We start from the raw sequence: 19,143 nt of genomic DNA, 5'->3' as shown, positions 1-19,143 counted from the left end.
CGTCACCCGCGCTACTCGGTGGGACGGCGTGCGCCGCTCACGCAGGTGAGCACCTGCCCCTTACCGCGAGTGGCGCTCGCCGTGGTTGTCGCGAAGCCGTGGGCCTCCAGCAGCAACGTGGTCGAGGTGAGGTTCGCTGTGGCGTGTGCGGCCGTGGGTCGCTCGCCGAAGACGTAGAGCCGCCCATCGGGCTTCAGCAGGCTCCGCACTCGCTCGATCTGCGGTGTCGCGTCGCCCAGCCAGAACATGCTGACGTTCACTGCGAAGATCTTGTCGAAACGGAGTGGGTCAAGGTCGGCCGACTCGAACCCGACACAGCGAATGTCAGCTCGGCCGGCGTTGACATGGGCAACGTTCCGGTTGGTGGCAAGTCGCACCATCGTCGCAGCCCGATCGATGGCGACGATCCGACCGGTCGTGAGGCGGCTGGCGACCAGAGAGACGGCGGCTCCCCGACCGCATCCGATCTCCAGCACCGTGTCGTCGGGGGCGACAGTCATCGTCTCCACTGCCCAGCGCTGCCGGTGGTGCGTCGTCGTCCGCCCCGGCTCGTCCGGCAGGGGAATGCCGTTTCCGCTGGTGGAAGCCGAATGGCGGATGGGCAGAGTGCACTTCACGGCGTCGCCCGAGGTGCCTGCTCTGCTCACACATCTGATTTCACCCTGCCGGACGAGCCAGTGCACCGTGTCCTCGATCACCGACGGCGGTGCCGTTACCGCCGTGGCGCACCGAGGCCCGGCCCGGGGCGGCAGCTCAAGCGCCGCCACCCCGGGCCGGACGGTGTGTCAGGCGATCTGGTAGGCCCGCTGGATCGTCTCCGTGACCGTGTTGCCGGCGGTGTCGGTGGCCGTCAGCCGCAGCGAGACGAACCCGGCTCGCCGGGGGTGGCTGATAAGGGCCACGTTCCGGAGCACCGGCAACGCCACCCACGTCCTGCCGTCGTCGAACGACGCGGACACCCCGAGGGTCCGGTTGGCGGCCGCCGTCGAGCCCGCCTGCCGGTCCAGCGCCACCGGGACGGCCGCGATCCGGCCCGTCCGGGCCGTGTTGGTGTCGTCGAGCACGAGCGTCGGCCGGACCGTCGTCAGCGGCAACCGTTGCGGCGACGTGGTGTGCGCCGAGGTGAAGGTCCAGGCCACCGAGACCGACGTCGACAGGGTGTCCGGCGCGCCGCGGGTGGCCGTCGCCTCGAGCCGGTACGTCGCCTTGCCGGCGGGCACCGCGAACTCGGCCCACGGGCTGTCCGAGGTGCCGATCTCCTTGCCGTTCCGCAGCAGCCGGACCTGCACCGGCCGGTCGTCGCGGGTGGCGGGGCGACCCGTGGCATCCCCGAACAGGGGCAACGACGCGATCGAGATGGTGTCGCCGTCGCGGCCCGCGTACCCCAGGGGTGTCAGCGTCGGCGCCTGCGCCACGGTGGGGCCGAAGGGCGCCGCGTTCCAGGTCTGGGTGTACGACCTGCCCGCCGTGAAGGTCGACGTCTGCGTGGTGGCGTTGTCACCCTCGACGAACGTGGACGTCCAGGTGATGCCGCCGTCGGTGTTGTAGTACTCGGTGCCGCGGAACGGCAGGTCGAGTGGCGTTCTCGAACCGATCGGACCCGAGCCGCCGGGCGCCGCCGCACGGTGCAACCGGACGGCCGTCGTCGCCGTGGACTGGCTCCGGTAGGTCGTCCGGACGGTGGCCAGGTTTCCCGGTGAGAGTTTCCTGGTGAGGCCCGTGAACATGTCGCCCGGGCGGACGTACGCGAGGTCGTACGTGTAGGGGCTGTTCCGGAAGGTCCCGGCACTGCCCGGACGGGCGAGCCCGACACCCAGCGTCGCGGTGAACTCGGGTGCCGCGACGGCGGGTCCGATCCGGCCGAAGAAGACGTCCCCGAACGACACCCCGCTGAGCTGCACTCCGGGATAGCGGAAGCCGTCGTCCCAGTTCGCACTGACGTTGATCGCGACGGGCGCGGCGTCCGGCTGGGGCACCGTCAGCGCTACCGGCTTGGCGGTGCGGGCGTCGACGGCCTCGGTGACCGGGCCGCGTACGTCCAGCACGGGCTGCACGAGCAGGGTCGACGCGTCGCCCTCGTGGATGGTGCTCCAGAGTGCGTACCGGCCCTTGGGCAGCCGCAGGGTGCCGCCGCCCGGCGCCCCGTCGAGGGTGCTGAACTCTCCGGTGGCCAGGTTCGCCGCCACTGTCGTGTAGTCGGTGGCCGGTCGACCGTCGCGTTCGGTGTGGGTGAGCCGTACGTCGTAGCTCTCGATCTCGCGGTTGAGCGCGAACGGCGTGCGTACCCGCAGGTCGCCGGCTCCGGTCGCGGTCAGCGCACCCTGGTAGACGCCGTCCGGGGCGTCCACCCGCGTGTCCACGGTGATCGTCGCCTCGGCGCGGCCACCGGCCGGCACCACAAACGTGGTCGGGCTGACGGTGAGCATGCCGGCCGGGGCCGGGGCCGGGGCGATGCCCAGCGTCAGGGTGACCGGCGCGGTGCCCGTGTTGCGGTAGCCGACGACCTGGGTGACCGGGGTGTCGTCGGCGTGCGGCCAGCGCTGGACGGGGAAGTCGATGGCGGCGACCTCGGCGGCGACCGGTTGGGCGACCGCCCGGGCGATGTCGACCCGGCCGGCGCCCTGCTCGTAGATGGTGTCCTCGCCGGTCGGCTTGGCCGAGTCCATCAGGGCGGCCTTGAGCTGCGGGCCGGCCCAGTCCGGGTGCTGCCCGGCGAGGATCGCGGCGGTGCCGGCCACGTGCGGAGTGGCCATCGACGTGCCGGACATGGTGGCGTACTGGCCGCCGGGCGCGGCGGCCACGATGTCGACGCCCGGTGCGCTGATCTCGGGCTTGATGTGGTTGTCGCCGACGCGCGGACCCCGGCTGGAGAAGTACGCCCGCTGGTCGTCGGCGTCGACAGCGGCGACGGCGAGGGCGTCGTCGGCGGAGGCCGGCGAGGAGACCGACTTCGGTTTGCCCTCGTTGCCGGCCGCGACCACGAAGAGGGTGCCGTAGCGGTGGCTCAGCTCCTGGACCGCGGTCTCCAGCGGGTCGAGGCCGGGGGCGTCGTCGCCGCCCACGCTCAGGTTGACCACCCGCGCCTGCGGCGCGAGCCACTGCATGCCGGTGATGATGTCCGAGTCCTGGCATTCGGTGGTGGCGCAGACCTTGCCGACGAGCAGCTTCGCCCCCGGCGCCACCCCGCGGTACCTGCCGTCGGAGGCAGCGCCGCTGCCCACGATCGTCGACGCCACGTGGGTGCCGTGACCGACCGCGTCGCTCGGGTCGTTGCCTCCGGTGAAGTCGCGGACCTCGGTGAGGTGTCCCGCGAAGTCGGGGTGACCGGCGTCGATCCCGGTGTCCAGCACGCCCACGGTGACACCGGTGCCGTCGAACCCGGCCTGCCAGGCCGTCGGGGCACCGATCTGCGGCACGCTGCGATCGAGGGAGACCGTGCGCTTGCCGTCCAACCAGATGTGGGTGACCCCCGCGGCGAGGGTGCGCCCGGCGGCCGTCCCACGGGTGAGCGACCCCCAGAGCGTGACCCGGTCGGCCGGTTGCGCGCGCACGGCCAACGCGTGGGTGGCGGGCAGGTCGGCCCGGACCCGCGCGGCACCCCCGACGGTCGCGGCCCGCGCCTGCGCTGACGCGTTCTCCGGGTACGCGACAAGCAGCGGCAACTCGGCGGAGCGGTCGTCGTAGCCGAACCCGCCGAGCACGGTGAGGTCGAACAGCCGACGGTCGAGGCGTCCGTCCCGCAGCAGCGGCATCGCGTCCACCGGGATGACGAACTGGTGGCCGCCCTCGCGGCTGGTCACGAACCGCATGCCGGGCCGCCCCGGCCCGCGCTGGATCGTCGGGTGACCGCTCGCGTCCAGCGACACCTCGTCGCCGGTGATCAGCGTGAAGGTGCCGGGTCTGCCGTCGACCGCGCCCTCCGGCCGCACCCGCGCGCTCGCCGGGGTGGCCGTCAGGCCCGCCGCCACCAGCGCCATCGCGAGTACGCCGGCTGTCAGCGCGCGTCGTTGCCGTCGTCGCACATCGTCCTCTCCGCCACGGGCGTCTCCCGGGACGGCACGATGACGCCTGGGCAGGACGTTAGGTTGATCACTCTGCTGTGACGGTCACCACAATCCTGCCCCGCGCTGAGGTGTCCGATTCACCCGGAAGGGTTGCATGCGGCGGTGACCAGCGGACGCGGCAGGGGAGGGCACCGGTCGGATGCGTGACGCCGAGGAGTTCGACGCCCTCTACGCGGCCTGCGCGGGCCGGGTCGTGGGTCACGTGTACGCGCTGACCGGCAACCGGGCTGAGGCGGAGGACGCCGTCGCCGAGGCGTTCATGCGGGCCTGGCAGCGCTGGCGGACGGTACGGGAGGCGGACAGCCCGGAGGCGTGGGTCCGCCGCGTCGCGTCCCGGATCGCGGTGAGCAGTTGGCGCAAGACGTTCAACCGGGTACGCGCGCATCGCCGGGCCGCCGTCGACCAGGGCGTTCCCGGACTGAACGAGGACCACGTCGCCCTGTTGCAGGCGTTGCAGCGGTTGAGCGTCAACGAGCGCCGGGCCGTGGTGCTGCACCACCTGAACGATCTCAGCGTCGCCGAGGTGGCAGCCGAGATGCAGGCCCCCGTCGGGACCGTGAAGACGTACCTCGCCCGTGGTCGACGAGCGATGGCCGGGTTGCTGACCGATGCGCACCAGGAGGAGACGTCCCATGGCTGATCCACGCGACGACCTCACCGCGATCGTCGACGAGGTCCGGCGAGTCGCCACGCTTCCCCCCGCGCAGACGTTGCGGCAGCGCAGCGACAGGCGTCGGCGGCATCGGACGACGATCGTCGCCGCCGGTCTGGCCCTCCTGGCCGGCACCGTGGGCGTCGTCGTCTGGACGACCCCGAACCAGGTCGAGACGCCGGAGGTGGGTGTCGGCCCGGTGAGTCCCGTCCCGTCGTCGGCCCCGGTCGTTCCGTCCGAGACCGCGACGGCCGGTCGACAGGACATTCTGGGTGGCCGACGTCAGGTCCAGATCGTGCTGCCCGGCATGCGTGGGGCCGCGTTGGTGATCGACGAGGGTGGCGACCAGGTGCGGGCCCGCACCGATCGGGGCAGCGACGACCGGGCACTGTGGGTGCTGCGCCCCGACGGTGACGGGTTCCGGATCGTCCTGGCCGCCCCGCCCGACGCCGACCAGGTCTGCATGACTGTCGTGCACGACGCCGCGCCGGGCAGCGTACGCGGGCGGACCTGCGAGGTGGCCCTCTCGACGCAGCGCTTCCGGATCGAGCAGGTCGCCGACGGCAGCTACTCGATCTTTCAGGGGAAGCGCTACGTCCAGGTGGTCGACGGCACCAACGCCCTGGTCCCCGACCTGCCCGAGGGCCTCACCACCACGTACGAGTTCGAGGATCGTGGGCCGGTTCCGCGCTGAGCCCGCACCGTCACGGCCCGGGGCGGACCGCTGTCAGAGCCAGACCACGATCCCGGTCAGGTCGTTGAGGACCGCCGCCACACCCGCCCGGATGGCTGCCGCGCAGCGCTCGCCGGTGAACGACTTCGGGTCGTACGTCGAGGACATGCCGAGCCCCTCCCCGCGGAACGACGCGCCTTCCCAGTCGACGGACGTGACGTTGTGGGTGGGCTCGGCGAGCTCGGCGCCCACCACGAGGAACTTCTCGTCCAGGTGGTTCGGGGTGACCAGGGCGAGGGGGTCGATGAGGTCACCGCCGGCGCTGACGATGAGATCCGGTTTCATCTCCATGGCCTTGGCGATGCTGGGAACGGCATCGTGGGCGTTGCCGACGGTGATGGTCCGGAGATCCGCGTGCTCGTCGTCGGCCCACTCCCGCACGGCCGTCACGAGAGCCTTGGTCGGGTCGTCGGTGCCGGCGGTGAGTAGGACGACCCGATAGTCCTTCGGCGGGTGGACCCCGGCCCACGAACCGGGTCGCGGCGTGATCGTCGCCTCCGGAGCGGGGGTGGTGGAGGGGTCGACGAATCCAGGGCCGAGAGTCCCCACGGCGCTGGGTGCGGGGTGCGGCTGGGACCAGTCGTCGCCGGAGTCGCAGGCGGCGACCAGTGCGGCGGTCGCGGCCAGCATGGCGACGGCCCGAAGCGGGGGGCGCAAGGTGGTCGTCCTTTCGAGTGGTGGCGGCAACCTCGTATTCCTATCTCAATTCCCCGCACCCGGTTATCCGCGGGCGGTCCTTCGCGGTAGTTGTTTTCCGGCGGTTCGTCGACGCGCGGGCTGGTGTTTACCCACGCCATGCAACGTGCACTGGCCAACCGAGGGAGTCGCATGTTGGGGCGCGTCCGCCGTACCGTTATCTGCACCGCTGTCGGGATTGCCGCAGTGGTGCTTCCATTTTTGGGCGCCGGAACCGCGTCGGCGCACGGCTTCTCGTCGACTGTGTACGCGAAAATAACGGCCGGAGACGAGGGTCACATCCGCACGGCGCTGGATCTCGAATACGACCTTCTCGTCGTGTCCGCCGCGGATTCGGGCGACGATGACCCACTCTTCACGGCGGGCACCGCCGCATTTGACGCGGGCGACAGCGGCGCCCAGGCCGCGGCATTGAAGAGCCACTCGTCGACGGTCCTCAGGTATGTCTCCGACCGGGTCTCGGTGACCGCTCGGGCCACGGCCTGTCAGCCGACACAGGTGGGCGACGCGACGATCGGCGAGCGCGAGGGCGTGCCGTACGCGAATCTGCTGCTCGACTGGACCTGCCCCGAGCGGGTCGACCAGCACGAGGTGCGCAGCGCGCTGTTCCCGGACGACGAGGGCTACGTCAAGGGCACCAAGACGATCGTCACCTACGAGATCGACAGCCGTTCGGGCAGTGCGGCGCTGGACGGCGCCAACCCCAGCTTCTCGACGGCTCAGGCGTGGTACGAGCGGTTCGGGGAGTTCTTCCTGTTGGGCGCCGAACATCTGCTGTCCGGGATCGACCACATCCTGTTCCTGCTGGCGCTCATCGCCGGATCGCGGCGCCTGCGGGAGATCGTGCTCGCGGCCACCAGCTTCACCCTGGCGCACTCGGTGACGTTCATGCTCGCGGCCCTCGGCCTGGTCGAGGTGCCGGGGGCGGTCGTGGAGCCGGTCATCGCGTTGTCGATCGCCGTCGTCGCCGGCTGGCACCTGTGGGGAATCTGGCGACGCGGCAAGCACGCGACCGACCTGGAGACGGCGGGGCACGGTCACTTCAGCCTGGATCGGGCCGGCTGGATTCGTCTCGGGGTGGTCTTCTGCTTCGGCCTCGTGCACGGCCTGGGCTTCGCGGGCGCGTTGGGCATCGACGAGGCGTGGTCGTGGACCCTGCTGTGGTCGCTGTTGGTGTTCAACATCGGCATCGAGGTCGTTCAGTTGACGATTATCGCGGTGGTCTTCCCGCTCCTGCTCGTCCTGCGCCGCCGTGCGCCGAAAGCCGGCATCTGGGCGACCGGTGTTGTTTCCGCAGCCGTGTCCGTCATGGGGCTGATCTGGTTTGTCCAGCGCGTTTCCGGGTCCTGAGTAAGGCTAAGTAGTTCGCGAAGTGCAGGCTTTCGCAAGATCACGTTCATGGTCGGTTCACCAGGCGGCGAAAGCGTGGATTTGCTTCCCCGCGTCGGGTGAAGTCACCATCCATTTCTCTATTTGAAAAGGGAACAATGTCGATGACATTGAGCACCTCGACACGGGCCCCCGGGCTCGTGCGGCGGCGCGTGGTCGCCGGGGTCGCAGCCGGCTTCCTGGGAATGGGCGCGGCCCTCGGTAGCGGCCTCACGGCCACCGCCAGCGCGGCCGAGTCCACCACGATCACCGGTGTGGTCCTCGGCGTCGGCGCCAACGAGACCCAGCGGATCGTGAGCTGGTACTCCTCCGCCGACACCGCCCAGAAGATCCAGCTCGCCCCGACCGCCGAGATCGTCAACGGCGAGTTTCCGGCAGGCGCCGTCAGCTTCGACGCCGTCGGCGCGGCGAACACCTCCACCACCGGTTTCAACCGGCACGCCACGATCGGCAACCTGCGCGAGAACACGGCGTACTCGTACCGGGTCGGCGCCGAGGGCAGCTGGTCGCCGGCGTACGCCTTCAAGACCCAGGACTTCGAGGGCGACTACGACTTCCTGTTCTTCGGTGACCCGCAGATCGGCTCCTCCGGTGACCGGCTGAAGGACCAGGCCGGCTGGGAGGAGACCCTGAAGGTCGCCACCGGGGCCAACCCGAACGCCGAGCTGCTGGTCTCCGCCGGTGACCACGTGGAGAGCGCCAACGACGAGGGACAGTGGACCTCGTTCCTGGCCCCCGAGCAGCTGCGTCAGTACCCGCTCGTGGCCACCATCGGTAACCACGACGTCGGCGGCAAGTCCTACGAGCAGCACCACTTCACCCCGAACACCGACCGCTCGGCGCAGTACTACAACGGCGACCAGGCGACCCGGTCCGGCGGCGACTACTGGTTCATCCACAAGGATGTGCTGTTCATCGACCTGAACAGCAACAGCTACGCCAACCCGGCGGACGGCTCCGCCGGCGGCGACGCGGCGCACGTCGCGTACGTCACCGACGTGATCAACAAGCACGGCTCCGAGGCCAAGTGGAAGGTGCTGGTCTACCACCACTCCATCTACTCGCCGGCCAGCCACGCGACCGACAGCGACAACAAGCAGCGGCGGGAAGACTTCACCACGGCCTTCTCCAACCTCGGCGTGGACATGGTGCTCCAGGGCCACGACCACAGCTACACCCGCAGCTACTCGATCAAGAACGGCCAGAAGGAGAACCCGGCCGAGCAGCCCGGCGCTGCCGACGTGTTCCCCGGTCCGGGCGGCGTCATCTACGTGACGGCGAACTCGGCATCCGGCTCGAAGTACTACGACATCAAGAAGCCGGACGACAGCGGCACCGGCATCCGGGGCAACGGCCCGGACCCGCTCGACCCGGGCAAGTACTGGTACAACTCGGTGCAGAACCAGGAGCACGTCCGCAGCTACGTCAAGGTGCAGGTGCGTGGCGACAAGCTGGTGCTGGCCAACGTCCGCAGCGGCACCTGCGCGGCGCCCAACGCGGCCGTCGAGAAGGGCCTCTCCTGCGTCAACACCCCGGACGGTCAGCCGGTCGGCTCGATCGTCGACAAGGTCACGGTGCACCCGTACCACGGTGACGGTCAGGCCATCCAGGTCAACGTGCCGAACGCGGCTCCGGGCGAGTTCGGCTGGACGATCGACGGCTACAACGGCCTGGTCGACCTGGGCACCGCCCAGGAGCGTGACGGCACGTACTTCGAGGCGGCCGGCAAGATCAACCCGATCCTCGTGTCGGACAGCCGCCGTTCGCTCGCCCCGTGGTCGATCTCGGCCAACGTCGGTGACTTCCAGGACGCCGACAAGAAGTTCTCCGGCTCCTACCTGGGCTGGAACCCGTACGTGCTCGACGGCGGCGCGGGCGCCGAGGCCGGTGCTCCGGTCCTGTCGTCCTTCGACGACCAGGGCAAGGGCCTCTCGGTCTCCAGCGCCCTCGCCGCGGCCGCGCAGGGTCACCCGCGGGGCGGCGCCCGCCTCGGTGCCGACCTGGATCTGAAGATCCCGGACAGCATCGCGAAGGGCAGCTACCGCACCACGCTCACGATCACCGCGCTGAGCAGCTGACCGAACTGTTCCACCGGGCGGGGTAGGCACCTTCGGGGGCCTACCCCGCCACCCATGTGCAGGCCTCCCAAGATCACCTCAAGGATCCGACATGTACCCGTCCGTAACGCGCTGGAAGAAGCTTGCTCGTACCACCGCGCTGTCCCTGCTCGCCGCCGTCGCGACCGTCGGCGTCGGTGCCGGCCCCGCCCTGGCGGCGGACGGCAACGTCGCCTGGACGGTCCGCACGGCCTCCAACGGCTACGGCGAGGCTCGGTCCAGTTACAGCTACAACGTCAACCCCGGCGGCGCCGTCGAGGACGCCATGGTCGTGGCGAACCGCGGCAAGGCGCCACTGACCCTGTCCGTGTACGCCGCCGACGGCTTCACGACCGACGCGGGCCAGCTCGACCTGCTCACCAGGGACGCCAAGTCCGTCGCGATCGGCGCCTGGGCGAAGCCGAAGGCCGGCAGTGTCGTGATCCAGCCCGGCAAGACCACGCAGGTCCCCTTCACGGTCAGCGTCCCGGACAACGCCACGCCCGGGGACTACGTGGGCGGGATCCTCACCACGCTCACCCAGGCCGACCAGGCCGAAGGCATCAACGTCGACAGGCGCCTCGGCATCCGGATCAAGCTGCGGGTCGGCGGCGAGCTGAAGCCGAACCTCGCGATCGAGGACCCGCACGTCACGTACGGCGGCTCGGCCAACCCGTTCCGCAAGGGCGACGCCACCGTCACCTACAAGATCCACAACATCGGCAACGCGGCACTCTCCGGGCAGCAGGCGGTATCGGTCTCGGGGCCGTTCGGCGTGCTGCGGGTACGGGCGAAGGACATCGCCGCGCCGCCGGAGCTGCTCCCGGGCGAGAGTTGGGACGTGACCGTACCCATCGCCGGGGTCGCCCCCGCCGTCTCGCTGGCCGCGACCGTGACCCTCACGCCGCTGCTCACCGACGCCTCGGGCTCCACCACCTCGCTCAAGCCGGTGACGGTCACCGCGCACGGCTGGGCGCTGCCGTGGATGTTGGTGCTGGCGCTCGTCGTCCTCGTCGCCGCGGTTGTCGGGGCGTACCTGTACCGGCGTCGCAACCGGACGCGGCGCACGGTTCGCGAGGACGCCCGCGTACGTGACGCCGTCGCGCAGGCGCTGCGCGGTCAGGAGCCGCAGACCTCCTGATCGTTCAGCTCCTCCCGATCTCTCTCCCACGATCTTGCACTTGCTGCCCCGGCATAAGGGGGCGTTCCACGCGTATCGGCGACCGAAACCGCAAGGTCGCGTGGGGGCCTTTCGGGGGAATGGCACTCATCTCCGGCGCACGCCGGTCCCCGAGCCGGCATGCTGCGACGGTGACGCCGGCACAGAGGGGGAATCCACATGGTTGACGGGGATGTGCCAGAGCGGATGCAGGCCGCGGCCCTGGACGAGTTCGGCGGGCCGGAGGTGATCACGCTGCGAAAGCTGCCGATCCCGCAGATCGCCGACGACGAGATCCTGATCAAGGTCCGGAGCGCCGGCGTGGGCGTGTGGGACGTGTACGAGCGGCAGGGCATGCTGGTACCGGAGGGCTCGGCGCTCCCGATCGTGCCCGGCTCCGACGGCGCCGGCACCGTCCTCGCCGCCGGCAGCAAGGTGTCCAACGTCGGGGTCGGTGACCTGGTCTACGTCTCCGCCAGCACCCGCCCGAAGGGCGGCTTCTACGCCGAGTACGCGGCGGTCAAGGCAGAGTACGCGGCGAAGGTGCCCGACGGCGTACCGGCCGAGCACGCCGGGGCCATGCCCACCGACGCGCTGACCGCGCTGGCCGGGCTCGACACCGTCAGCCTGTCGTCCGGCGCCTGGTTGTTGATCTTCGGTGCGAGCGGCGGTCAGGGTCACCTGGCCGTGCAGTTGGCCAAGCGGCAGGGCCTGAACGTGATCGCCGTGGCGTCCGGAGCGGACGGCGTCGCGCTGGTGACCCGACTCGGCGCCGACGTGTCCCTCGACGGCCACGCCGACCTGACCGAGGTGCTCGCCCGGATCCGGGACGCGGCACCGGCCGGGGTGGACGCCATCCTGGCGATGGCCGGCGGCAAGACGCTGGACCGGCTCACCGAGGCACTTGTCGACGGCGGTGTCGTCGCCTTCGCCCACGGGGTGCAGCCGGAGCCGCAGGAACGGTCGGGCGTGGTGGTCCGGGCGTACGACGGCGAATCGAGCCCCCGACAGTTGCAGCGCCTCAACGAACTCATCGAGGCCGGCCCGTTCGTGGTGCACGTCGCGGAGAAGTTCCCGCTGGGCAAGGTGCGCGACGCGCACCAGCGCCTGGAAACCTCCTACGCCGGCAAGCTGCTCCTGACGGTGGCCTGAGACCTCAGCGCGCCGTGCGCTGTTGCGGCACGCGTACCGATGCCATGCCGGCCGCGGTCGCGGCCTGGATGCCCAGGTCGGTGTCCTCGAAGACCAGGCACGACCCCGGGGGTACGCCGAGGTGTTCCGCCGCGAGCAGGAACGCCTCCGGGTCCGGCTTGGCCCGGGTGTAGTCCTCGGCGCAGACCAGCACGTCGAACCGGTCCAGCAGGCCGAGCGCGTCGAGTGAGGCGGTGACCGAGGCACGGGTGCTGCCGGAGACCACGGCGAACGGGACCCGCCGGTGGGCGTCGTGGATGTGCTCCACCACCTCCGGCACGGCCACGAGCTGCGGCAACAGCTCCTCGTAGTAGCTCTCCCGGCGCTCGACAACTGTCGCCACCGGCATGGCCAGCCCCTGCTGCTCGTTCAGGGCGACGATGATGTCGGCGGTCGGCCGCCCACCCCAGGCGTAGAAGAGGTCCTCCGGGAACTCGCAACCCCAGTCGTGCAGGGCCCGCTGCCACGCCAGGTAGTGCAGCGGCATCGAGTCGACGATCGTGCCGTCGCAGTCGAACAGGTACGCGGCGAACTCACCGGCGGGCAGCGGCAGACTCATCCGGGGAAGGGTACACAGCTCACTCGGTCGTGACGGCTTCCAGTTGGCTGAGCAGGTACGCGCGCTCCGGTTCGGTGCCGACAAGCGTCAACGCGCTGCGGTACGCGGCCGCCGCCTCGTCGTACCGACCGAGCCGGCGCAGCAGGGCGGCCCGCGCCGCCGGATAGGGGTGGTGGCCGCGCAGGCGCGGATCGTCGGCCAACTCGTCGAGCAGCGCGAGCCCCGCCTCCGGCCCGTCCTTCATGGCGACCGCGGCGGCCCGGTTCAGCGCGACGACAGGCGAGGGCATCAGGCCGAGCAGCACGTCGTAGAGCGCCACCACCTGCGGCCAGTCGGTACTGGCCACGTCGGCGGCCTCGTCGTGCAGCGCGGCGATGGCGGCCTGCACCCCGTACGGGCCGGGCGCCCGGCCGGTCAGCGCGACCACCACCAGGCCGCACCCCTCCTCGATCATCGGGCGGTCCCACCGTTCCCGATCCTGGTCGTCGAGGAGGACCAGGGCGCCGTCCGGCCCGGTTCGCGCGTCCCGTCGGGCGTGGACCAGCAGCATCAGGCCGAGCAGCCCGGCGACCTCCCGCTCGGCCGGCAGCAGCCGACGCAGGATCCGGCCCAGCCGGATGGCCTCCTCGGCCAGGTCGATCCGTTGCAGATCCGGGCCGGAGCTGGCCGCGTACCCCTCGGTGAAGACCGAGTAGACGGCCTGGAGCACCGTGGGCAGACGACCCGGCAGCTCGTCGGGGCCGGGCACCCGGAACGGGATGCGGGCGTCGCGGATCTTCCGTTTGGCCCGGACGAGTCGCTGGGCCATGGTGGCGGGCGGCACCAGGAAGGCCCGCGCGACCTCGGCGGTGGTGAGGCCGGCCAGGAACCGTAGCGTGAGTGCGCCGCGATCCTGCGCGGCCAGGGCCGGGTGCGCGCAGGTGAAGAAGAGCGCCAGCCGGTCGTCGGGCAGGTCCCGGTCCGCGTCGGCGGGCGGCGCGTGGTCGGCCCGCTCGGCCTCCGCCTGGAGTACGGCGAGCCGCGTCGCCAGCACCCGGTCGCGACGCAGCCGGTCCACCGCTCGACGCCGGGCCGTGGTGAGCAGCCAGGCGCCCGGCCGGCTCGGGACGCCGTCGATCGGCCAGTGCGTCAGCGCCGCCTCGATGGCCTCCGAGGTGACCTCCTCGGCCAGGTCGAGGTCGCCGAAGCGGCGCACCAGCGAGGCGAGCAGTCGGCCGCGTTCCTCCCGGAACACCGCCTCCACCGACGACCCGACTGCTGCCGGCTCACCCGGCACGGTCAGACCTGCACGTCGATCTCGGCGATCGGGCGGACCTGGACCGATCCGGTGCCGACGGCTCCGGGGCTGCGGGCCGCCCAGTCCAGCGCGGCGTCGAGGTCCGGCACGTCGATGATGTCGTACCCGCCGAGCAGCTCACGGGTCTCGGCGAACGGCCCGTCGGTGATCGTGCGGTCGCCGTCCGGGCCGACCTGCACGGTGGTGCAGGTGGTCAGGTCCTGCAGGGGGTGCCCGGAGACCCAGACCCCGGCGTCCTTCATCTCCCGGTCGTAGCGGATCCAGTCCTCGAAGCTGCACCCGTTGCCGACGACCTCTCCGTCGACCATGGGGCTCATGAACAGCAGCATGTACTTCACGTTCGGCTCCTCTCGGTGCGGCGCTTCGCCGTACAGCATGACGACGGTCGAGGCCCGCGGATATCGACACGGCGGGTCAGGTTTTTCGGGGCGGAACTTCACGTCGCGGCTCCCGTCGGTCCATTCGTCGTTCGAACCAGGTGACCCCGATCAGGAAGGCGGTCAGCAGGGTGAGCGCCGCAAGTGGCGGCAGGGATCGACCGATCGGCAGCAGAGTCAGTGGCAGCAGCGCGGCGACGACCTGCCCCGGGTACACCGCGCCAACGGTCAGTCGACGGAAGACCAACCTGCTGAGCAGGTAGAGGGCGGTGCCGCCGTAGAGCGCGGTCGCGGCCTCCCAACCCAGCCGGCCGGGATGCGCGGACCCCTCGGTGAGCTGGGCGATCACCTCCTCGATGCCGAGCGCGACGTAGATGGCGCCGATGATCAGCGGGGAGTGCCCGATGCCGTACGCGTCGCCGGCCACGCTGGCCCGTCGCCCACCGGGCACGTTGCTGACCGCCTCCCGGGCGGCGGCGGCCAGCCGGTCGAAGTAGAGCCACCACAGGCACACCGTGCTGGTGAGGCCGAGCAGCGCGGCCAGCACGGCCGCACCGACCGGTGCCATCGTCCGTGGCCCTTCGCCGGCGGAGATCAACGACTCGCCCAGCGCGATGATGAGCACCAGACCGAACCGCTCGGTGAAGTGGTCCACGCTGCCCAGTTGCCAGGGCCGGAAGGCGGACGCGATCCGCGCGCCGCCGATGTCCACCAGCAACGCGGCCGTCCAGAGCGCCGTCTGGGCCGCGCCACCGAGCAGCGCGCCGACGATCAGCGGAAGCCACGCCAGGACCACCGGCACGCTGAAGAAGCGCAGCGTCGAGCGCAGTGCGGGGTTCGTCGCGCTCACCCAGAACAGAATCACGAGCTGCACCGCCCGGCCAATCACGTAGGCCAGGGCCAGGGTGAGCGGCGCGTCGAGCAACCCGGGGCTCTGTTTCCAGGCGTCGGGCAGCACCAGCGCGGCCACGAAGATGGCCGCCATCGCGACCAGGGTGGCCGCGCGGACCAGGCCGACATCCGGGCGGACCAGGTTCCCCACCCAGGTGTACGGACCCCAGGAGTAGAGCAGCAGGAGTAGGAGGAGTAGCCCCTGGGCCAGGGTGAGCGCGCTCGGCGACACCGCCATGAACGTGATGACCCGGGTGAGCGCGAAGACGAAGACCAGGTCGAAGAAGATCTCGAACATCGTGGTCCGGTGCGTCACCCCCGCCGGCACCGGACGAATGTCGAATATCCCCCTCATACTCGCATTCTGCGCCATCTGGGTCGCTGGCCCATCCGGTCTACCCGCCCGGCGTCGCTCCGAAGAGCAGGAAGAACCGCTCGGCGGCTCCGATGTCGCCGCGCACCTCGATGTCGCCCGCCGAGACCGCCGATCGCAGCGGCGTGCCGCCGAACATCAGGTCCCGCAGCGCGTGCACGGTGCCGGTGACCGTGACGTCGACCTGGCCCGACCGGCCACGAGCCACGCTGATCCCACTCGGAGCCACCTCCACCTCGAAGGCGTCGGTGCCCACCTGCAACCGGAGTCGGGTGGTCACGGGCGCGTCGGCCGGTGGCCGATAGAGGGCCTTGAGCAGCAGCATGAACGCGTCCGTGCTCATCTCGGCGTCCGGCTCCGCGGGCAGGCCGGCCCCCCACCGCGACAACTCGATCAACGTCGGCTCGTCGAGCCGTTCCTGTTCACCTGGCCCGGCGTCGAGGCGCACGAGGTCGAGCCGTGGGCCGAGGGCGGCGAGTCGTGGCGCGGGCTGCGCGTCACGTACCCCGAGAGCCTGGACACCCACAACGACACCCAGCTGTACTACTTCGACGACAGCGGCCTGCTGCGGCGCATGGACTACCAGCCGGTGGTCAACGGCTCCTCCCCGACCGCGCACTACGTGAGCGGGGCGATCGAGGTCGACGGGCTGGTCGTGCCGACGCGACGCCGGATCCACATCCGCCAGGAGGACCGCACCCCGGACCTCTCCTGGACGCCGATCACCCTGGACCTGGCTGACGTCCGGATCCGCTGACACCCCGACGGTGTCGCAGTGGACCCGGCGCCTCGTCGCCGACCGGACGCCCCGGCCTCAGGTCGAGGCGTCCGTCCGGCGCCGGCTCCGCTCAGCCCGCCGCCGCACCTGCTGGTACGCGCCGGTCAGCCCCATCGCCCGGCGTACCTCGACCATGGTCTGGCGGACCTCCTCGCGGGTCCGCTCCGTGCCCTCGACGATCAGCCGGTCCACCAACCCCCGGTCCGCCTCGATCTCGGCCCGACGCTCCCGGATCGGCGCCAGGAACCCCTCCAGCGCGGCGATCAGCCGCTGCTTGACCTCCACGTCGCCGACCCGCCCGGCCCGGTAACGCCGGGCCAGGTCGGCCACCTCGTCGCGGTCCGGATTGAAAACCTCGTGGTACGCGAACACCGGGTTGCCCTCCACCGTGCCCGGCACGTCGGCGCGCACCCGGTTCGGATCGGTGTACATGCCGAGCACCTTGCGCCGCACCGTCGCCGCGTCGTCGGAGAGAGCGATGGTGTTCCCTCGACTCTTGCTCATCTTGGCCGCCCCATCGGTGCCCACCAGGCTCGGCGTGTCCGCCGCGATCAGCTCGGGCACCGGGAAGACCGGGCCGTACAGGTGGTTGAACCGCCGGGCGATCTCCCGGGTGACCTCGACGTGTGCGGCGTTGTCCCGGCCGACCGGGACCACCTCGCCCTTCACGCAGAGGATGTCCGCAGCCTGGAGCACCGGATAACCCAGCAGCCCGTACGGCATCTCCTCCTTGCCGGCGTCGCGGGCCATGTCCTTGAGGGACGGCACCCGTTCCAGCCGGGGAACCGTCACCAGGTTCTGGAGCAGGGTGTTGAGGTCGCCGACCTCGGGGATCGCCGACTGGAGGTAGAAGGTGGCCCGTTCCGGGTCGACGCCGGCGGCGAGGATGTCCGTGACCATCTCCCGGGCGTTGCCGGAGACCTGGTCGATGTCCTCGCGGCGGTTGCGAGTGGTGAGCATGTGCAGGTCGGCGATGATGAAGAAGCTCTCGTAGCGCTGGTGCAGCCGTACCCGGTTGGCGATGCTGCCGACGTAGTGGCCAAGGTGCAGGCGGCCGGTCGGCCGGTCGCCGGTGAGCATTCGTGCGACGGACATGGTGGTGCCTCTCGTTCCGTTGGTGGGTGACGCGTGGGCGCGCGCCGAGCGGGGCGGGTCAGCCCCCTCGGTCGGCGGGATCGGCTCAGCGAGCCGTCCGCCATCGCGCGCCGGCGCGGAACCGCAGACCACCGGCACGGAGGACACTCAGGAGTTGCTCACGGCCATCGCCGGAGCTGGTCGGAACACCGGGCACCGCACCGAGGCGGAGGCCGTCGACCGTGTCGACCGCCTCCGCTGCGCAACTGCCCGTCCGAACCACGGCCTCACATTACCCGCGGAGCGGCACCGGGCGCTGGAAGCTGGCTACCGGCGTAGTAGGCGCCCACGCGTTCCCGGTACTCCGGGTCGGCCGGATCCGCATCGAACGGCGGTGCGTCCTTGATCTGCTGCTTGGTCCGGTCGACATGCACGACGCGTTCCTGGTGATCCACCCGCTCCACCGTGCCGGCGGGCAGCAGCACCTTCTGACCGAAGATCCAGGGGCCGGTGTCCACCACCAGGTACCCGGCATCCGCCTCGTTGCTCGCCTCGTCGATGGTGCCGATGCGTCCGTCACCCGCCTGCACGTGGTAGCCCACCAGGTCCACAGGCGTGCCGGGGCCGGGAGCGTCCGGACCGTCGCGGCCACCGTCCTGACCTTCCGGCGGGGTGACCGACGGGGTGGTCTCGTTGTATCCGCCAGCCAGGGCGGACGGGTCACGCCAGGCCCAGGGGTTGAAGATCGTGGGTTGCATGGGGCACCTCCGGGGGGATGGTCCTCAGCCGTCCTGTTTTGCAGTGCCCACCGCGCGGGCATCGAAACGGACCGACGAGCCTGGACCCGTCACGTCGTCGATCGCCCGGTGCCGGGGCGGCCCGGTGCCGGGCGGGTGTCCGCGAACGGCCAGGTGAACAGGTGCGCTGGCATACTCGGCAGCCATGGTGCTGTCGCGAGGGTGGGCTGTCTTCCTGGTCGGGGTCGGGGTCTGGACCTGGGTCATCTGGCCGAGGTTCGCGGTCGCCATCTGGCAGGACCCGCGGTCCTGGACATCCGGCACCGTTGGCGACGGCTCCGCCACCAGCTTCCTGTGGGTCCACGTACTGCTGATCGCGGCGTCCCTGGCAATCGGTACGACAGTCGGTGTCCTCGGCATCCGGGCCTGGCTCGCCGCCCGCCGCCGGCAAGCGTCCTGACCTGCCACGCCTCTCGGCGCCAGCGGCTGTCGCAGAACCGATCGGGCCTCAGTCCGAGCTCGGCAATCGGTCGACGACGCGAGTGTGACGCGCGCCGCTACCCGCGGATTTGACGATCAAACCCGCAGACGCGTAACTTTCTCTCTGCCAGCGCGGAACGGGGCAAACGGGACGGAAGTCCTGAGGCCCCGAAACGAGCTGGCAACCGGGTCACGGAGGGGTTCACTCCTGCGAGACACGGTCCGGGCGGTGCTCGCCGGATCGGCCGCGAGGCGGATTTGGTGCAGCGAAGCCGACCGGGTAAGGTTCACGACCGGCAGGGAACCGGGCGAGACTGCGGGAAACCGCAGCGGCCGGCCTGCCAAATCCGACGACCTGACGCAGCGGCCTGCTGCTGCGTGAGTGCGCCGGTGCTAAGCCGTACGAAGCATGACAGACCGGGACACACGGTTTGACACGGCGAAGACGGTGAGGTAACGTAGTAAAAGTGCCCGGCGCGAGAGCGACGGGGGCACGGTGCGGAAAGCCCCGGTTGGGGTTCCACTGAGGTGGGGCTTCTGGTCGGTGTGTGGTTGTTCTTTGAGAACTCAACAGGGTGCTTGTAAAGCCAGTGCCAA

The 19,143-nt window shown here is 70.8% G+C and carries 18 protein-coding genes; 8 read left to right on the top strand and 10 right to left on the bottom strand.

Annotated elements, in window-relative coordinates; genetic code table 11:
- Nucleotides 1–11 precede the first annotated feature (11 nt).
- Both AB0O48_RS12510 and AB0O48_RS12505 read right to left on the bottom strand, forming a co-directional pair.
- The gene (locus tag AB0O48_RS12510) at nucleotides 12–647 is read right to left on the bottom strand and encodes a class I SAM-dependent methyltransferase (protein ID WP_357242502.1); all 636 of its coding nucleotides are present in this window, start codon (nucleotides 645–647) and stop codon (nucleotides 12–14) included.
- A 138-nt stretch (nucleotides 648–785) separates the two neighbouring features.
- Nucleotides 786–4,022: a S8 family serine peptidase gene (locus AB0O48_RS12505; protein WP_365065213.1), complete on the bottom strand. Its 3,237-nt coding sequence runs from the start codon at nucleotides 4,020–4,022 to the stop codon at nucleotides 786–788.
- Between the two features lie 181 nt (nucleotides 4,023–4,203).
- Here AB0O48_RS12505 and AB0O48_RS12500 point away from each other — a divergent pair, with 181 nt between their 5' ends.
- Entirely contained in the window at nucleotides 4,204–4,704 is a 501-nt protein-coding gene (locus tag AB0O48_RS12500; protein WP_357242496.1) for a sigma-70 family RNA polymerase sigma factor, read from the top strand.
- Nucleotides 4,697–5,410 carry a hypothetical protein gene (locus tag AB0O48_RS12495; RefSeq protein ID WP_365065210.1) on the top strand — a complete coding sequence of 238 codons (714 nt, stop codon included), beginning with the start codon at nucleotides 4,697–4,699 and terminating at the stop codon, nucleotides 5,408–5,410. The genes AB0O48_RS12500 and AB0O48_RS12495 overlap by 8 nt, the downstream gene beginning before the upstream one ends.
- A 33-nt stretch (nucleotides 5,411–5,443) precedes the next feature.
- Here AB0O48_RS12495 and AB0O48_RS12490 read toward each other — a convergent pair whose 3' ends face one another.
- The gene (locus tag AB0O48_RS12490) at nucleotides 5,444–6,106 is read right to left on the bottom strand and encodes a hypothetical protein (protein ID WP_357242489.1); all 663 of its coding nucleotides are present in this window, start codon (nucleotides 6,104–6,106) and stop codon (nucleotides 5,444–5,446) included.
- A gap of 90 nt (nucleotides 6,107–6,196) precedes the next feature.
- Between AB0O48_RS12490 and AB0O48_RS12485 the strand changes: the two genes are divergently transcribed.
- The 4 genes from AB0O48_RS12485 to AB0O48_RS12470 all read left to right on the top strand — a co-directional run bounded on the left by AB0O48_RS12485 (nucleotide 6,197) and on the right by AB0O48_RS12470 (nucleotide 11,941).
- Nucleotides 6,197–7,495 (top strand): HupE/UreJ family protein, encoded by a 1,299-nt coding sequence (locus tag AB0O48_RS12485; RefSeq protein ID WP_365065207.1) that lies wholly within the window; start codon nucleotides 6,197–6,199, stop codon nucleotides 7,493–7,495.
- A 143-nt stretch (nucleotides 7,496–7,638) separates the two neighbouring features.
- On the top strand, nucleotides 7,639–9,612 hold the full coding sequence (locus tag AB0O48_RS12480) for an FN3 domain-containing metallophosphoesterase family protein (protein WP_357572963.1): 1,974 nt from the start codon (nucleotides 7,639–7,641) through the stop codon (nucleotides 9,610–9,612).
- 91 nt (nucleotides 9,613–9,703) lie between these two features.
- A complete protein-coding gene (locus tag AB0O48_RS12475) occupies nucleotides 9,704–10,771 on the top strand; it encodes a DUF916 domain-containing protein (protein ID WP_357572964.1) in 1,068 nt (355 codons plus the stop codon).
- Between the two features lie 198 nt (nucleotides 10,772–10,969).
- Nucleotides 10,970–11,941: an NADP-dependent oxidoreductase gene (locus AB0O48_RS12470; RefSeq protein ID WP_357242477.1), complete on the top strand. Its 972-nt coding sequence runs from the start codon at nucleotides 10,970–10,972 to the stop codon at nucleotides 11,939–11,941.
- A 4-nt stretch (nucleotides 11,942–11,945) separates the two neighbouring features.
- Here AB0O48_RS12470 and AB0O48_RS12465 read toward each other — a convergent pair whose 3' ends face one another.
- From AB0O48_RS12465 to AB0O48_RS12445, 5 genes are all read right to left on the bottom strand, one after another.
- Nucleotides 11,946–12,539 carry an HAD family phosphatase gene (locus AB0O48_RS12465; RefSeq protein ID WP_365065202.1) on the bottom strand — a complete coding sequence of 198 codons (594 nt, stop codon included), beginning with the start codon at nucleotides 12,537–12,539 and terminating at the stop codon, nucleotides 11,946–11,948.
- A 19-nt stretch (nucleotides 12,540–12,558) separates the two neighbouring features.
- Nucleotides 12,559–13,815 (bottom strand): sigma-70 family RNA polymerase sigma factor, encoded by a 1,257-nt coding sequence (locus AB0O48_RS12460; RefSeq protein WP_357242472.1) that lies wholly within the window; start codon nucleotides 13,813–13,815, stop codon nucleotides 12,559–12,561.
- Nucleotides 13,816–13,817: 2 nt separating this feature from the next.
- Entirely contained in the window at nucleotides 13,818–14,165 is a 348-nt protein-coding gene (locus tag AB0O48_RS12455; protein ID WP_357244021.1) for a YciI family protein, read from the bottom strand.
- Nucleotides 14,166–14,250: 85 nt separating this feature from the next.
- The gene (locus AB0O48_RS12450) at nucleotides 14,251–15,459 is read right to left on the bottom strand and encodes a low temperature requirement protein A (RefSeq protein WP_365065199.1); all 1,209 of its coding nucleotides are present in this window, start codon (nucleotides 15,457–15,459) and stop codon (nucleotides 14,251–14,253) included.
- Nucleotides 15,460–15,499: 40 nt separating this feature from the next.
- Complete coding sequence (locus AB0O48_RS12445; protein ID WP_365065196.1) at nucleotides 15,500–16,003, bottom strand: SCP2 sterol-binding domain-containing protein; 504 nt, start codon at nucleotides 16,001–16,003, stop codon at nucleotides 15,500–15,502.
- A gap of 48 nt (nucleotides 16,004–16,051) precedes the next feature.
- Between AB0O48_RS12445 and AB0O48_RS12440 the strand changes: the two genes are divergently transcribed.
- On the top strand, nucleotides 16,052–16,234 hold the full coding sequence (locus AB0O48_RS12440) for a hypothetical protein (RefSeq protein ID WP_365065194.1): 183 nt from the start codon (nucleotides 16,052–16,054) through the stop codon (nucleotides 16,232–16,234).
- A gap of 57 nt (nucleotides 16,235–16,291) precedes the next feature.
- Here AB0O48_RS12440 and trpS read toward each other — a convergent pair whose 3' ends face one another.
- The gene (gene trpS, locus AB0O48_RS12435; RefSeq protein WP_357242461.1) at nucleotides 16,292–17,350 is read right to left on the bottom strand and encodes a tryptophan--tRNA ligase; all 1,059 of its coding nucleotides are present in this window, start codon (nucleotides 17,348–17,350) and stop codon (nucleotides 16,292–16,294) included.
- Between the two features lie 266 nt (nucleotides 17,351–17,616).
- Entirely contained in the window at nucleotides 17,617–18,087 is a 471-nt protein-coding gene (locus AB0O48_RS12430) for a PRC-barrel domain-containing protein (RefSeq protein WP_365065190.1), read from the bottom strand.
- A gap of 184 nt (nucleotides 18,088–18,271) precedes the next feature.
- Between AB0O48_RS12430 and AB0O48_RS12425 the strand changes: the two genes are divergently transcribed.
- Nucleotides 18,272–18,526, top strand: a complete 255-nt coding sequence (locus AB0O48_RS12425; protein WP_357242455.1) for a hypothetical protein — start codon at nucleotides 18,272–18,274, stop codon at nucleotides 18,524–18,526.
- Nucleotides 18,527–19,143: the final 617 nt, after the last annotated feature.

Origin of the sequence: Micromonospora sp. NPDC085948 (genome assembly GCF_040686315.1) — a bacterium.
Taxonomy (GTDB): Bacteria; Actinomycetota; Actinomycetes; order Mycobacteriales; family Micromonosporaceae; genus Micromonospora.
The sequence above is the reverse complement of the archived record's forward strand: the minus strand, read 5'-3'. Positions and strand labels throughout refer to the sequence as shown.

Coding starts and splice junctions, on each gene's coding strand:
- AB0O48_RS12500 (WP_357242496.1), top strand. CDS start 4,204: ATGCGTGACGCCGAGGAGTTCGACGCCCTCTACGCGGCCTGCGCGGGC.
- AB0O48_RS12495 (WP_365065210.1), top strand. CDS start 4,697: ATGGCTGATCCACGCGACGACCTCACCGCGATCGTCGACGAGGTCCGG.
- AB0O48_RS12480 (WP_357572963.1), top strand. CDS start 7,639: ATGACATTGAGCACCTCGACACGGGCCCCCGGGCTCGTGCGGCGGCGC.
- AB0O48_RS12475 (WP_357572964.1), top strand. CDS start 9,704: ATGTACCCGTCCGTAACGCGCTGGAAGAAGCTTGCTCGTACCACCGCG.
- AB0O48_RS12470 (WP_357242477.1), top strand. CDS start 10,970: ATGGTTGACGGGGATGTGCCAGAGCGGATGCAGGCCGCGGCCCTGGAC.
- AB0O48_RS12465 (WP_365065202.1), bottom strand. CDS start 12,539: ATGAGTCTGCCGCTGCCCGCCGGTGAGTTCGCCGCGTACCTGTTCGAC.
- AB0O48_RS12455 (WP_357244021.1), bottom strand. CDS start 14,165: ATGCTGCTGTTCATGAGCCCCATGGTCGACGGAGAGGTCGTCGGCAAC.
- AB0O48_RS12450 (WP_365065199.1), bottom strand. CDS start 15,459: ATGAGGGGGATATTCGACATTCGTCCGGTGCCGGCGGGGGTGACGCAC.
- AB0O48_RS12440 (WP_365065194.1), top strand. CDS start 16,052: ATGGACTACCAGCCGGTGGTCAACGGCTCCTCCCCGACCGCGCACTAC.
- trpS (WP_357242461.1), bottom strand. CDS start 17,350: ATGTCCGTCGCACGAATGCTCACCGGCGACCGGCCGACCGGCCGCCTG.
- AB0O48_RS12430 (WP_365065190.1), bottom strand. CDS start 18,087: ATGCAACCCACGATCTTCAACCCCTGGGCCTGGCGTGACCCGTCCGCC.
- AB0O48_RS12425 (WP_357242455.1), top strand. CDS start 18,272: ATGGTGCTGTCGCGAGGGTGGGCTGTCTTCCTGGTCGGGGTCGGGGTC.